Annotated in this window: 10 protein-coding genes and 1 pseudogene; 5 read left to right on the top strand and 6 right to left on the bottom strand. The window is 69.7% G+C overall.

What is annotated here, in order from left to right:
* Window positions 1-36 precede the first annotated feature (36 nt).
* Genes WJ35_RS13625 through rsmA form a run of 3 tightly spaced genes read left to right on the top strand, consistent with a single transcriptional unit; the run spans window position 37 to window position 3,274 of the window.
* Window positions 37-1,395, top strand: coding sequence for a peptidylprolyl isomerase (locus WJ35_RS13625; protein ID WP_060236806.1), 1,359 nt, complete (start codon window positions 37-39; stop codon window positions 1,393-1,395).
* Window positions 1,396-1,406: 11 nt separating this feature from the next.
* Window positions 1,407-2,411 carry a 4-hydroxythreonine-4-phosphate dehydrogenase PdxA gene (pdxA, locus tag WJ35_RS13630; protein WP_060236804.1) on the top strand — a complete coding sequence of 335 codons (1,005 nt, stop codon included), beginning with the start codon at window positions 1,407-1,409 and terminating at the stop codon, window positions 2,409-2,411.
* A gap of 35 nt (window positions 2,412-2,446) precedes the next feature.
* Entirely contained in the window at window positions 2,447-3,274 is an 828-nt protein-coding gene (gene rsmA, locus WJ35_RS13635) for a 16S rRNA (adenine(1518)-N(6)/adenine(1519)-N(6))-dimethyltransferase RsmA (RefSeq protein ID WP_059491647.1), read from the top strand.
* Between the two features lie 64 nt (window positions 3,275-3,338).
* Here the strand turns inward: rsmA and WJ35_RS13640 are convergent.
* Window positions 3,339-4,270: pseudogene (locus WJ35_RS13640) on the bottom strand (DMT family transporter).
* A gap of 416 nt (window positions 4,271-4,686) precedes the next feature.
* Here WJ35_RS13640 and gloA point away from each other — a divergent pair.
* Window positions 4,687-5,076, top strand: a complete 390-nt coding sequence (gloA, locus tag WJ35_RS13645; protein ID WP_060236801.1) for a lactoylglutathione lyase — start codon at window positions 4,687-4,689, stop codon at window positions 5,074-5,076.
* A gap of 86 nt (window positions 5,077-5,162) precedes the next feature.
* On the opposite strand, the gene WJ35_RS13650 is transcribed toward gloA, so the two are convergent.
* Genes WJ35_RS13650 through glyQ form a run of 5 tightly spaced genes read right to left on the bottom strand, consistent with a single transcriptional unit; the run spans window position 5,163 to window position 10,608 of the window.
* Complete coding sequence (locus WJ35_RS13650; RefSeq protein ID WP_060236800.1) at window positions 5,163-6,050, bottom strand: M48 family metallopeptidase; 888 nt, start codon at window positions 6,048-6,050, stop codon at window positions 5,163-5,165.
* 49 nt (window positions 6,051-6,099) lie between these two features.
* Window positions 6,100-6,864: a lysophospholipid acyltransferase family protein gene (locus WJ35_RS13655; RefSeq protein WP_010090738.1), complete on the bottom strand. Its 765-nt coding sequence runs from the start codon at window positions 6,862-6,864 to the stop codon at window positions 6,100-6,102.
* A 43-nt stretch (window positions 6,865-6,907) separates the two neighbouring features.
* Entirely contained in the window at window positions 6,908-7,471 is a 564-nt protein-coding gene (gene gmhB / locus WJ35_RS13660) for a D-glycero-beta-D-manno-heptose 1,7-bisphosphate 7-phosphatase (RefSeq protein ID WP_010090739.1), read from the bottom strand.
* 10 nt (window positions 7,472-7,481) lie between these two features.
* Window positions 7,482-9,581 carry a glycine--tRNA ligase subunit beta gene (gene glyS, locus WJ35_RS13665; RefSeq protein ID WP_060236797.1) on the bottom strand — a complete coding sequence of 700 codons (2,100 nt, stop codon included), beginning with the start codon at window positions 9,579-9,581 and terminating at the stop codon, window positions 7,482-7,484.
* Window positions 9,582-9,603: 22 nt separating this feature from the next.
* Window positions 9,604-10,608 (bottom strand): glycine--tRNA ligase subunit alpha, encoded by a 1,005-nt coding sequence (glyQ, locus tag WJ35_RS13670; protein WP_010090741.1) that lies wholly within the window; start codon window positions 10,606-10,608, stop codon window positions 9,604-9,606.
* A 326-nt stretch (window positions 10,609-10,934) separates the two neighbouring features.
* On the opposite strand from glyQ, the gene WJ35_RS13675 reads away from it, so the two are divergent.
* Window positions 10,935-12,557: a hypothetical protein gene (locus WJ35_RS13675; RefSeq protein WP_060236794.1), complete on the top strand. Its 1,623-nt coding sequence runs from the start codon at window positions 10,935-10,937 to the stop codon at window positions 12,555-12,557.
* The last annotated feature ends 1 nt before the right edge of the window (window position 12,558 follow it).

Below are 12,558 nucleotides of genomic sequence, written 5' to 3' on the forward strand. Positions count from 1 at the left end.
CCGGACCAGCACGATTTCAATGGAGTATCAGTGGCAATGAAGAAAACCCTTCGCTTCGCGGCAGTCGTCTCCAGCCTCGCCGCGTCCGCCGCGCTGCTCGTCGCTGCGCCGGCTGCGGCGCAGGCGCTCGGCTCGCATGGCGCACAGCTCACCGACGAAGTCGTCGCGGTCGTCAACAACGACGTGATCACGGGCCGCGAGCTCGACCAGCGCGTCGGCCTGATCTCGCGCCGCCTGAAGCAGCAGAACGCGCCGGTGCCGCCGCTCGACCAGATGCGCGCGCAGGTGCTGAACCAGATGGTGCTCGAACGCATCCAGGTGCAGAAGGCCAAGGACGACGGGATCCGGATCGACGACGCAGCCGTGCAGTCGACGCTGCAGCGGCTCGCGCAGGCGAACGGCATGACGCTCGACCAGTATCGTGCGCGGATCGAGGCGCAGGGCGTGCCGTGGAGCGTCTTCACGGGCGACGCGCGCACCGAGCTGATGCTGTCGAAGCTGCGCGAGCGCGAGGTCGACAGCAAGATCACCGTGTCGGACGCCGAGGTCGCGAGCTACATCGCGAGCCAGCGCGGGCCGAGCGTGTCGCAGCAGCAGGACCTGCGCTTCCAGCACATCTTCGTGAAGGCGCCGACCAGCGCGCCGCAGGCCGACATCGAGGCCGCGCAGAAGAAGGCCGACGCGCTGCTGAAGCAGGCGCAGTCGGGCGCGGATTTCGAGCGCCTCGCGAAGAACAATTCGGAAGCGGATGACGCGAAGAAGGGCGGCGACCTCGGCTTCAAGTCGCCCGGCTCGCTGCCGGCCGACGTCGTCGCGGCCGCGTCGCAGCTGCGCCCGGGCCAGGTCAATCCGACGCTGATCCGCGTGCCGGACGGCTTCGAGATCGTGCGTCTCGTCGACCGCCGCCAGAGCCAGGGCGCGTCGGCCGCCGCGCCGAAGATCGTGCAGACGCACGTGCGCCATATCCTGCTGCGCGTCGGCGAAGGCAAGTCCGAAGGCCAGGCGCGCCAGCAACTGATCGACATCCGCAAGCAGGTCGAGGCCGGCGGCGATTTCGCGAAGTTCGCGCGCACCTATTCGCAGGACGGCTCGGCGTCGCAGGGTGGCGACCTGGGCTGGATCAGCCCGGGCGAGACGGTGCCCGAGTTCGAGCGCGCGATGAACAACCTGCAGGACGGCCAGGTCAGCATCCCGGTGCGCACCGAGTACGGCTACCACCTGATCCAGGTGCTCGAACGCCGCGAATCGGAAGGCTCGGTGCAGCAGCAGATGGACATCGCGCGCCAGGCGATCGGCCAGCGCAAGGCCGAACAGGCGTATGCCGACTGGCTGCGCGAGCTGCGCGATTCGTCGTACGTGCAGGTCAAGCTCGGCGACTTCGGCGCGGCGAACTGAGCGAGCCGCCGATGACGACGCCCGCGCTGCATATCGCGATCACGACCGGCGAGCCCGCGGGCGTTGGTCCGGAGCTGACCGCGCAGGCGCTGCGCGACGCCGGCGAGCGCTGGCCCGACGCGCGCTTCACGGTGCTCGGCGACGCGGCGCTGGTCGCCGCGCGCGCCGCGGCGGTCGGCGTGGACTGGGCGGCGCTCGTCGCGGCGGGGCAGGTTGCCGTCGCGCACCGCCCGCTCGCCGCGCCCGCGCGCGCGGGCGAGCTGGATGCGGCCAACGGCCGCTACGTGCTCGCGCTGCTCGACGCGGCGATCGACGGCGCGCTCGCGCGCGAATACGACGCGATCGTCACCGCGCCGCTGCAGAAGAGCACGATCAACGATGCCGGCGTCCCGTTCACCGGCCACACCGAATACCTGGCGGAGCGCACCGGCACGCCGCGCGTCGTGATGATGCTGGCGGGCACGGGCGACAGGCCGCTGCGCGTCGCGCTCGCGACGACGCACCTGCCGCTGAAGGACGTGTCCGCCGCGCTGACGATCGACGGGCTGGTCGAGACGCTGACGATCGTCGACCACGACCTGCGGCGCGACTTCGGTCTCGCCGCGCCGCGCATCCTCGTCACGGGGCTCAACCCGCACGCGGGCGAGAACGGCTATCTCGGCCGCGAGGAGATCGACGTGATCGAGCCCGCGCTCGCGCGCGTGAAGGCGCAGGGCATCGACGCGCACGGCCCGTATCCGGCCGACACGCTGTTCCAGCCGCGCTACCTCGCCGATGCGGACTGCGTGCTCGCGATGTTTCACGACCAGGGCCTGCCGGTGCTCAAGTACGCGACGTTCGGCGAGGGGATCAACGTCACGCTCGGCCTGCCGATCGTCCGCACGTCGGTCGATCACGGCACCGCGCTCGACCTCGCCGGCACCGGCCGCGCCGATCCGGGCAGCATGATCGCCGCGCTCGATACCGCCGTCACGATGGCGCGTCACCGCCGCGCAGCCCGGCCTGACGCAGCCTGACTCCATTCCTCGCGTTTTTTCGTTTTTTATAGTCGATGTCGAACAGCAGACAGCACCAGGGCCATTTCGCGCGCAAGCGCTTCGGGCAGAACTTCCTCGTCGATCACGGCGTGATCGACTCGATCGTCGCGACGATCGGTCCGGCGCGCGGCCAGCGGATGGTCGAGATCGGCCCGGGCCTCGGCGCACTGACCGAGCCGCTGATCGCGCGCCTCGCGACGCCCGAGTCGCCGCTGCATGCGGTCGAGCTCGACCGCGACCTGATCGCCCGGCTGCAGCAGCGCTTCGGCCCGCTGCTCGAACTGCACGCGGGCGACGCGCTCGCGTTCGACTTCCGTTCGCTCGCGGCGGCGGGCGACAAGCCGTCGCTGCGCATCGTCGGCAACCTGCCGTACAACATTTCCAGCCCGCTGCTGTTCCACCTGATGACGTTCGCCGACGTGGTCGTCGACCAGCATTTCATGCTGCAGAACGAGGTCGTCGAGCGGATGGTCGCCGAGCCGGGCACGAAGGCGTTCTCGCGCCTGTCCGTGATGCTGCAGTACCGCTACGTGATGGACAAGATGATGGACGTGCCGCCGGAGTCGTTCCAGCCGCCGCCGAAGGTCGATTCGGCGATCGTGCGGATGATTCCGTACGAGCCGCACGAGTTGCCGGACGTCGATCCGGTGCTGCTCGGCGAGGTCGTGACGGCGGCGTTCTCGCAGCGCCGCAAGATGCTGCGCAACACGCTCGGCGACTATCGCGAGACGGTCGATTTCGACGCGCTCGGCTTCGATCTCGCGCGCCGCGCGGAAGATGTGAGCGTGGCCGAGTATGTCGGCGTCGCGCAGGCGCTTGCGGCGGCGCGCAAGGCCGGGTGACGCACGCGGCGCTGACGCCGGAAACGCACGCCGATCTTCGAGGCTGCCCCGAGGGCAGCCTTTTTCAATTGCGCGCGGGCGCGTTGACGAGCCCGATGCCGGCCAGCACCAGTGCGGCGGCCGACATGAAGCGCCAGCCGACCGATTCGCCGAGCAACAGCACCCCGAACGCAACGCCGAACAGCGGCGACAGGAACGTGAACACCGACAGCCGCGACGCGATGTAGCGCGTCAGCAGCCAGAACCACGACAGATAGCTGACGAACGCGACGATCACCGACTGGTACGCGAGGCTCGCGACCGCGACGGGCGTCACGTGCGCGAACGATGCCTGGCCGAGCAGCGCAGCGAGCGCGAGCAGCATCGCGGCCGACACCGTGAGCTGGTAGAACAGCGTCTTGCTCGCGCTCGCATATGCGCGAGCGACGTCGAGCGCACGACGACCGTCGTCGCCGCCCACATCGCGCCGCCGAGAATCCCGAGCGCGTCGCCGGCAAGCTCCGCGAGCACCGACGCGCCGGGTGCGAGCGGCTTCAGGAAGCCGTCGGCGAACGCGAGCGCGATGCCGGCGAACGCCAGGCCGACGCCGAGCCACTGGGTGCGCTGCAGGCGCTCGCCCGGCGTGAACAGGTGCAGGCCGAGCGCGGTGAAGCACGGCGCCGTGTACAGGAAGATCGCCATGTGCGACGCGCTCGTCAGCGTCAGGCCGAAGAACACGCAGATGAATTCGCCGGCGAACAGTGCGCCGGCCGCGAGTCCGGGGCCGAACGTGCGGTCCGCGCGGAACAGCGGCGTGCCGCGTGTGCGCGCCCAGCCCCACAGCAGCAGCGCGGCGATCAGCGAGCGCAGGCCGGCCTGGAGCATCGGCGGGATCGCGGCGTTGGTGCTCTTGATCGCGACCTGCTGGAAACCCCAGATCGCGCACAGCAGCAGCATCAGCCCGACTGCGCGTGCGTCCAGCGCGCCGCGCGTCGGCGATGCGGCGAGCGCGCTCATCGGCGGACCTCGCCGGCGTGACGCAGGACGGGCAGCGAACGAGACGGGCAGACGGCGCGTTGTTGGCGAACGAGTTGGCGATTTCGCACGGCGGGCAATGTGGCTGAATGGGAAGAGGCGGCGCGGGCCGGCGGCGGGCGGATGCCCACGTTTGGTGCGACGTGCGACGATGTTACCCGATCGATGGACTTGCCGGCGAGCCTCCGGCGGAGCGGTGCCGGTCCGCGCGTGGGCGCAGGCGGTCGGGTGATGGTCTCAAGCACGTCCGAACGCCGCCCAAAATCCCGCCCGATCGCCCCGGAACCGTGACAGCACCGCCCGCAAACCACCCCCAACCCCGCGCCTCCACCCCCGGCGGGATTCACCCGTCTCCGGTAGAATTTCCGGTTCCGGAAAGTCCCCACAGGAGTACACAGATGCGTTTACTGCACACGATGCTGCGAGTCGGCGATCTCGACCGCTCGATCAAGTTCTATACCGAATTGCTCGGCATGAAGCTGCTGCGCCGCCAGGATTATCCGGAAGGCAAGTTCACGCTCGCGTTCGTCGGCTACGAAGATGAAAGCACGGGCACGGTGATCGAACTGACCCACAACTGGGATACCCCGTCCTACGACCTCGGCACGGGTTTCGGCCATTTGGCGCTGGAAGTCGACGATGCGTACAAGGCCTGCGAGCAGATCAAGGCGCAAGGCGGCAAGGTCACGCGCGAAGCGGGCCCGATGAAGCACGGCACGACCGTGATCGCGTTCGTCGAGGATCCGGACGGCTACAAGATCGAGTTCATCCAGAAGAAGGCGCACTGAGCGCCGGATGAGCGGCTCGCGGCGCGCCATGCGCGTCGCGATGCAAAACGGGCGGTGCGGGGATTTCTGCACCGCCCGTTCGTTTTTTACAGCGACGGCAGCAGCTCCGGCGGATGATGCTTGAGCGTGTGCCGCGCTTCGCGGAATTCCGGGAAGATCGACTCGACGGTCTGCCAGAAGCGCGGGCTGTGGTTCATCTCGCGCAGATGCGACAGCTCGTGCGCGACGACGTAGTCGATGATCGACATCGGAAAGTGGATCAGCCGCCAGTTCAGGCGAATCTTGCCGTCGCTCGAGCAGCTACCCCAGCGCGTCGCGGCCGACGACAGCGCGTACATCGAATACGTGACGCCGAGCTTGTCCGCGTAGAACGCGAGCCGTTCGCCGAAGATCCGCTTCGCCTCGCCCTGCAGCCAGCCCTGCACGCGGTCCTTGATCTGCTGCGCGTCGGCGTGCGCGGGCAGCGGCAACCGCAGCGCATCGCCGTCGAACGCGACCGCGCCGGCATCGGACGCGAGCGCGACCGTCACCGATTTGCCCAGATACGGGAGCTGCGCGCCGTCGCGCCAGTCGATCTGCGGCAGCGCGCGCTGTTCGGTGCGCGTCTTCCATTCCGCGAGCTTCGCGAAGATCCAGCGCTGCTTTTCGGCGATCGCCGCCTCGATGTCCGCGAGCGTGACCCAGCGCGGCGCGGTGATCGTCAGCCCGCTGCCGTCGATCGTGAAGCCGATCGTGCGGCGCGCGGAGCGCTTCAGCCGGTATTCGAGCGTGCGGCTGTCGAGCGCGAACGTGCGCACGCGCGAACGGTCGGGTGCGGGACCGGGATCGGGCGCCGCCGCGGGCGCCGCTTCGGGCGGCGTCTGCTGCGCAGCGGGCGCGGCCGGCGCGGCGGCCGGCCCGTCGAAGAGCGGCAGATCCAGCTGGCGATGATCGAGAGCCACGACGGCGGGTCGTGGCCGCGGACGCTTCTTCATCAATTCGCTTCGTCTTGTAGTACGCAACAACGGATCCGGCCCGGGTGAATCAGACTTGCGCGGCATCGCGCTTTTCGGCGCTGCCCGGCGCGCGGTAGGCGTCCGGGTCGATGCGGCGCATTTCCGCTTCGATCCACGCTTCGACGCGCGAGTTCAATACGTCGGGCGTGAGACCGGTCACGTCGATCGGCTTGCCGATCGACACCGTGACGGTGCCCGGGTATTTCGTGAAGGAATTGCGCGGCCACACGCGGCCGGCGTTGTGCGCGATCGGCACGACCGGCGCGCCGGTCTCGATCGCGAAACGCGGGCCGCCCGTCTTGTACTTGCCCTGCTTGCCGACCGGCGTGCGGGTCCCTTCCGGGAACATGATCACCCACGCGCCCTCCGCGAGCCGCTTCCGGCCCTGGCGGATCACCGAGTCGAACGCGTTCTTGCCTTCCTTGCGGTTGATGTGAACCATGTGCAGCATGCCGAGCGCCCAGCCGAAGAACGGCACGTACAGCAGCTCGCGCTTGAACACGTAGCAGAGCGGCTTCGGCATCAGCGCCGGAAACGCGAGCGTTTCCCACGCGGACTGGTGCTTCGACAGCAGCACCGCCGGGCCGTCCGGCAGGTTCTCCGCCCCCTCGATGCGGTAGCGGATGCCGTTCAGCCAGCGCACGACCCACAGCGTGGACTTGCACCAGCCGGCCGCCATCCAGTAGCGCGCGTCGGGGCGCAGGAACGGGAACGCGATGAAGCACGCGGTCGCGTACGGCACCGTGTACAGGATGAAGTAGATCAGCAGCAGCAGGGAGCGGACAAAGCGCATCGGCGTGTGTCTGGCGTAAGGGAGGATGCGCGCGGCGGCCGCATCACTCGTGTTCGTCTGAAAGGAAATCGAGCGCGAATGCGCGCAGGTCGTCGTGGACCTTCGTGCCGGGCGGCAGGTTGCCCGCGGCAAGCGTCTTCTTGCCCTTGCCGGTCAGCACGAGATGCGGCTGGAAGCCGAGCGCGACGCCGGCCTGCAGGTCGCGCAGCGAATCGCCGACGACCGGCGTATGGTCCGGATCGATCTCGAAGCGGTCGGCGATCATCTGCATCATGCCGGGCTTCGGCTTGCGGCAGTCGCAGTGGTCTTCCGCCGTGTGCGGGCAGAAGAACACCGCGTCGATGCGCGCGCCGACCGCCGCCGCCGCGCGATGCATCTTCAGATGCATCGCGTTGAGCGTCGCCATGTCGAACAGGCCGCGGCCGATGCCGGACTGGTTGGTCGCGACGACCACGCGATACCCCGCGTGGTTGAGCCGCGCGATCGCCTCGAGGCTGCCGGGCAGCGGGATCCATTCGTCGGGCGTCTTGACGAACGCGTCCGAATCGACGTTGATCACGCCGTCCCGGTCGAGGACGACGAGCTTCCTGGTGGGACTGGTCGGCATCGTGCAGCCCTTATGCGGCAAGCTTCGAGATGTCTGCGACGCAGTTCATCTGCTGGTGCAGCGCGGACAGCAGCGCGAGGCGGTTCGCACGCAGCGCGGGATCGTCGGCGTTGACCATCACGCCGTCGAAGAACGCGTCGACCGGCGCGCGCAGCGCGGCGAGCGCCGACAGCGCGCCCGTGTACGCGCGCGCCTCGAGCTGCGACTGCACGCGCGGCGTCACGGCCGCGAGCTGCTCGTGCAGCGCCTTCTCGGCCGCTTCGACGAACAGCGTCGGCTGCACCGCGCCGTTCGCGCCGCTTTCCGACTTCTTCAGGATGTTCGAGATCCGCTTGTTCGCGGCGGCCAGCGCTTCGGCTTCCGCGAGGCGCGTGAATTCGCGCACCGCGTCGAGGCGCGCGACGATGTCGTCGAGGCGGGTCGGGTTCAGGCTCAGCACCGCGTCGACTTCGCCGGCCGTGTAGCCGCGCTCGCGCAGCAGGCCGCGCAGGCGGTCCATGAAGAACGCGAGGATCGCATCGGTCGATTCGGCGACGTCCGGCACGGTCGCGAAGCGCGCATGCGCGAGGCGCAGCAGCGACACGAGATCGAGCGGCAGCTGCTTCTCGAGCAGCACGCGCAGCACGCCGAGCGCGTGGCGGCGCAGCGCGAACGGGTCCTTCTCGCCGGTCGGCGCGAGGCCGATGCCCCAGATGCCGACGATCGTCTCGAGCTTGTCGGCGAGCGCGACCGCGGTCGACACGGGCGTCGACGGCAGCGCGTCGCCGGAGAAGCGCGGCTGGTAGTGCTCGGTGCACGCGACAGCGACGTCGTCCGGCTCGCCGTCGTGGCGGGCGTAGTACGTGCCCATCGTGCCCTGCAGCTCGGGGAATTCGCCGACCATGTCGGTCAGCAGGTCGGCCTTCGCGAGGCGCGCGGCGCGCTTCGCATGCGCGGCGTCGGCGCCGATCGCCGGCGCGATTTCGCCGGCCAGCGCCTCGAGGCGCTCGACGCGCGCGAGCGTCGTGCCGAGCTTGTTGTGATAGACGACGTTCGCGAGCAGCGGCACGCGGTCGGCGAGCGTCTTCTTCTTGTCCTGCTCGAAGAAGAACTTCGCGTCCGCGAGGCGCGGGCGCACGACGCGCTCGTTGCCTTCGATGATCTCGCCCGGCGTCTTCGTCTCGATGTTCGACACGATCAGGAAGCGCGAGCGCAGCTTGCCGGCGACGTCGGTCAGCGCGAAATACTTCTGGTTGGTCTGCATCGTGAGGATCAGGCATTCCTGCGGCACCTGCAGGAATTCGTCCTCGAAGCGGCACGGATAGACGACCGGCCATTCGACGAGCGACGTCACTTCGTCGAGCAGCGCCTCGGGCATCACGACCGTGTCGCCGTTCGCGTGCTCGTTGAGCTGCGTGCGGATCGTTTCCTTGCGGTCGCCGAAGTGCGCGATCACGCGGCCCTTGGCGCGCAGCGTGTCCGCATACGCGCGCGCATGCGTGATCGCGACGAGGCCGTCGGACAGGAAGCGGTGGCCGAGCGTCGTGTCGCCGGCATCGATGCCGAACGCGGTGACGGGCACGACGCGGTCGTCGTGCAGCACGGTCAGGCGATGCACGGGGCGCACGAACTGCACGTCGGTGCCGTCCGGGCGCTGGTAGGTCATGACCTTCGGGATCGGCAGCTTCGCGAGCGTCTCGTCGAGCGCGGCCTGCAGGCCGTCGGCGAGCGTCGCGCCGGCGGCCGCGTAGTTGACGAAGAACGCTTCGGCCTTGCCGTCCTGCGCGCGCTCGAGATCGGCGATCGACAGGTTCGGGTGGCCGAGCGCCGCGAGCTTCTTCGCGAGCGGCGCGGTGGGCAAGCCTGCGGCGTCGAGCGCGACCGACACCGGCAGCACCTTTTCACGGACCTGCTTCTCGGGCGCGACGGCGCGCACGTTCTGCACGACGACCGCGAGGCGGCGCGGCGTCGCGTAGCGTTCGAAGACGAGCTCGCCTTCGATCAGGTCGCGCGACGCGAGGCGTTGCGCGAGGCCTTCGGCGAACGCGTCGCCGAGGCGCGCGAGGGCCTTCGGCGGCAGCTCTTCGGTCAGCAGTTCGACGAGCAGGGGGGCGGGATGATTGTGCGTCATGATGTGAAGAAATCTCGTCTCGTCAGTCCTGATCGATCTTGCGTTCGACCTTCAGCGGCGGCACCCAGGCCGGCTGTGCGGCTTCCTGGGCGTCGGTGGTGAGGCCCGGCACGCCCGGCGGGTTGCCGAGCATCGGGAAGCCGAGCTTCTCGCGCGACTCGTAGTAAGCCTGCGCGACGAGGCGCGACAGCGCGCGGATGCGGCCGATGTACGCCGCGCGCTCGGTCACCGAGATCGCGCCGCGCGCGTCGAGCAGGTTGAACGTGTGGCCGGCCTTCAGCACGAGCTCGTACGCGGGCAGCGCGAGCTGCGCGTCGATCATCCGCTTCGCTTCCGCTTCGTAACTGTTGAAGAACGTGAACAGCAGGTCGACGTTCGCATGCTCGAAGTTGTACGTCGACTGCTCGACCTCGTTCTGGTGATAGACGTCGCCGTAGGTCAGGCGGCGCAGCTCGGGGCCGTCCGGGCCTTGCTCTTCCCATTCCGTCCAGATCAGGTCGTACACGTTCTCGACCTTCTGCAGGTACATCGCGAGACGCTCGAGACCGTAGGTGATCTCGCCGAGCACCGGCTTGCAGTCGAGGCCGCCGACCTGCTGGAAGTACGTGAACTGCGTCACTTCCATCCCGTTCAGCCAGACTTCCCAGCCGAGGCCCCATGCGCCGAGCGTCGGGTTCTCCCAGTCGTCCTCGACGAAGCGCACGTCGTTCTGCTTCAGGTCGAAGCCGAGCGCTTCCAGCGAGCCAAGGTAGAGGTCGAGGATGTTTTCCGGCGCCGGCTTGAGCACGACCTGGTACTGGTAGTAGTGCTGCAGGCGGTTCGGGTTCTCGCCGTAGCGGCCGTCCTTCGGGCGGCGCGACGGCTGCACGTACGCGGCGCGCCACGGCTCGGGGCCGACCGCGCGCAGGAACGTGTGGACATGCGACGTGCCCGCGCCGACTTCCATGTCGATGGGCTGGAGCAGAGCGCAACCCTGCTTGTCCCAGTAGGACTGCAGGGTCAGGATGATTTGCTGAAACGTAAGCATGAAGAGCCTTCGTGGCGCTGGCGCTCCGTTGCGGGCTGCGTGCCGGGTGGTGGGAACCCGGAGGGCGGCTCGCGCGGCGGCGCGGCTTGTTAGTGTGCTGAAACGCGCAATTTTACCGGATCGGCGGGGCGGTGCGGCCGGAACGGCGACGAAGGGGGGCGCCGAGGCCCGGCCGGCGGCCCGGCGCGCGTCGTGCCGGCCGGTGCGCGGCGCCGATCGCGCGGGTGTGCCGGCTTGCGTCCCGGCGCCGCGCGCGGACGTTAAGATGCGCGTATTCCGCGTCGCGCGGCCGATGGGCGGCCGCGCAGCTCCCCGTATCCGATCGCATGGACGACTCGACCGATTTCCTCGTTCCGCTGCTGCCGCCGTTCACCGCGCTGCTCGGGCGAGCCGCCGACGCGCAGGCGCGCGGCGACCGCGCCGCGCACGATCTCTGGCTCGCCGCCGCCGCCCACCTGCACGGGGCCGACCCGGCTTCGCTCGCGGGCCTCACCGCGGCGCTCGTCGCGCGGCAGCGCACGGCGGACGCGATCGCGCTGGCCGACCTGGGCGCGCGTCTGCATCCGAATGCGGCCGCCCGCTTCAATCTCGGCTACGCGCTGCAGATGGCCGACCGCCATGCCGAGGCGATCGCGCCTTACCGCGCGGCGCTCGCGACCGAGCCCGACCTGCCGTCGCTGCGCAACAACCTCGCGATCGCGCTGCGGCTGTCGGGCGGCGACCGCGCGGAGGAAGCGGCGCTGCTCGAGGAGGCGGTGACTTTCGATCCGCACGACGTGCAGGCCTGGATCAACCTCGTCACCGTGCGTCTCGCCGCGCAGGACCTGACGGGGGCGCTCGCGTGCGCGGAACGGCTCGTCGTGCTCGCGCCGGACAACGCGCTCGCGATGAACAACGTCGCGATGGCGATGAAGGAGGCGCAGCGCTGGGACGACGCCGAGCGCCATGCCGCGCGCGCGTGCGAGCTCGCGCCGGGCGACGCGTCGCACCGCTTCAACCTCGCGATCGTCCATCTCGTGCGCGGCGATTACGCGGCGGGCTGGCGCGAGCACGAGGCGCGCTGGGACGGCTCCGGCGAATTGCGCGGCCGCCTGCCGGCGCTGCCCGGCCCGCGCTGGCAGGGCGAGCCGCTCGCCGGCAAGACGCTGCTCGTGTGGGGCGAGCAGGGGATGGGCGACGTGCTGCAGTTCTGCCGTTTCATCGCGCCGCTGGCCGAGCGCGTGCATCGCGAAGGCGGGCGGCTCGCATGGAACACGTTTCCGCAGATGGGCGCGCTGATGCAGCGCAGCCTCGGCGCGCATGCGGACGCGTTCGGCGCGGGCGGCGGCGTCGACGCGCTGCCGCCGTTCGACTACGAAGTGCCGCTGATCAGCCTGCCGCTGATGCTCGGCACGGGCGACGCGACGCTGGCGTCGTCGGTGCCGTACCTGCGGGCCGATCCGCGCGCGCGCGATGCGTGGCGCGCGCGCCTCGCGGGTGAAACACGGCCGAAGGTCGGGCTCGTGTGGACGGGCAGCGCGGGGCACCAGCGCAATCCGTTCCGGCGGGTCGGGATCGAGCGTTACGTGGACGCATTCCGCGGGATCGACGGCGTCGCGTTCTATTCGCTGCAGCCGGGCGCGGAGGCCGACGTCGCCGCGGCGCGCGCGGCCGGTCTGCCGATCGCCGATCACACTGCCGAGCTGAAGAGCTTCGACGACACGGCCGCGTTCATCGGCGCGCTGGATCTCGTCATTACCGTGTGCACGTCGGTCGCGCACTTGGCCGGTGCGCTCGGCGCGCCGACGTGGGTGCTGCTCGACGTGAATCCGCACTGGCCGTGGCTGCTCGAGCGGCGCGACAGCCCGTGGTATCCGAGCGCGACGCTGTACCGGCAGCCGGCTTTCGGGGAGTGGGAGCCGGTGATGGACGAAGTTGCAACGGATTTGCGGCGTCTGGCCGGCGGCTGAC

The sequence above is a fragment of the Burkholderia ubonensis genome (assembly GCF_001718695.1).
Lineage (GTDB): Bacteria > Pseudomonadota > Gammaproteobacteria > Burkholderiales > Burkholderiaceae > Burkholderia > Burkholderia ubonensis_B.

What these genes read in the sequence shown, in the direction of transcription:
- glyS (WP_060236797.1), bottom strand. Translation starts at nt 9,581, where the DNA reads ATGACGCACAATCATCCCGCCCCCCTGCTCGTCGAACTGCTGACCGAA.
- pdxA (WP_060236804.1), top strand. Translation starts at nt 1,407, where the DNA reads ATGACGACGCCCGCGCTGCATATCGCGATCACGACCGGCGAGCCCGCG.
- WJ35_RS13625 (WP_060236806.1), top strand. Translation starts at nt 37, where the DNA reads ATGAAGAAAACCCTTCGCTTCGCGGCAGTCGTCTCCAGCCTCGCCGCG.
- WJ35_RS13655 (WP_010090738.1), bottom strand. Translation starts at nt 6,864, where the DNA reads ATGCGCTTTGTCCGCTCCCTGCTGCTGCTGATCTACTTCATCCTGTAC.
- gmhB (WP_010090739.1), bottom strand. Translation starts at nt 7,471, where the DNA reads ATGCCGACCAGTCCCACCAGGAAGCTCGTCGTCCTCGACCGGGACGGC.
- WJ35_RS13650 (WP_060236800.1), bottom strand. Translation starts at nt 6,050, where the DNA reads ATGAAGAAGCGTCCGCGGCCACGACCCGCCGTCGTGGCTCTCGATCAT.
- glyQ (WP_010090741.1), bottom strand. Translation starts at nt 10,608, where the DNA reads ATGCTTACGTTTCAGCAAATCATCCTGACCCTGCAGTCCTACTGGGAC.
- WJ35_RS13675 (WP_060236794.1), top strand. Translation starts at nt 10,935, where the DNA reads ATGGACGACTCGACCGATTTCCTCGTTCCGCTGCTGCCGCCGTTCACC.
- gloA (WP_060236801.1), top strand. Translation starts at nt 4,687, where the DNA reads ATGCGTTTACTGCACACGATGCTGCGAGTCGGCGATCTCGACCGCTCG.
- rsmA (WP_059491647.1), top strand. Translation starts at nt 2,447, where the DNA reads ATGTCGAACAGCAGACAGCACCAGGGCCATTTCGCGCGCAAGCGCTTC.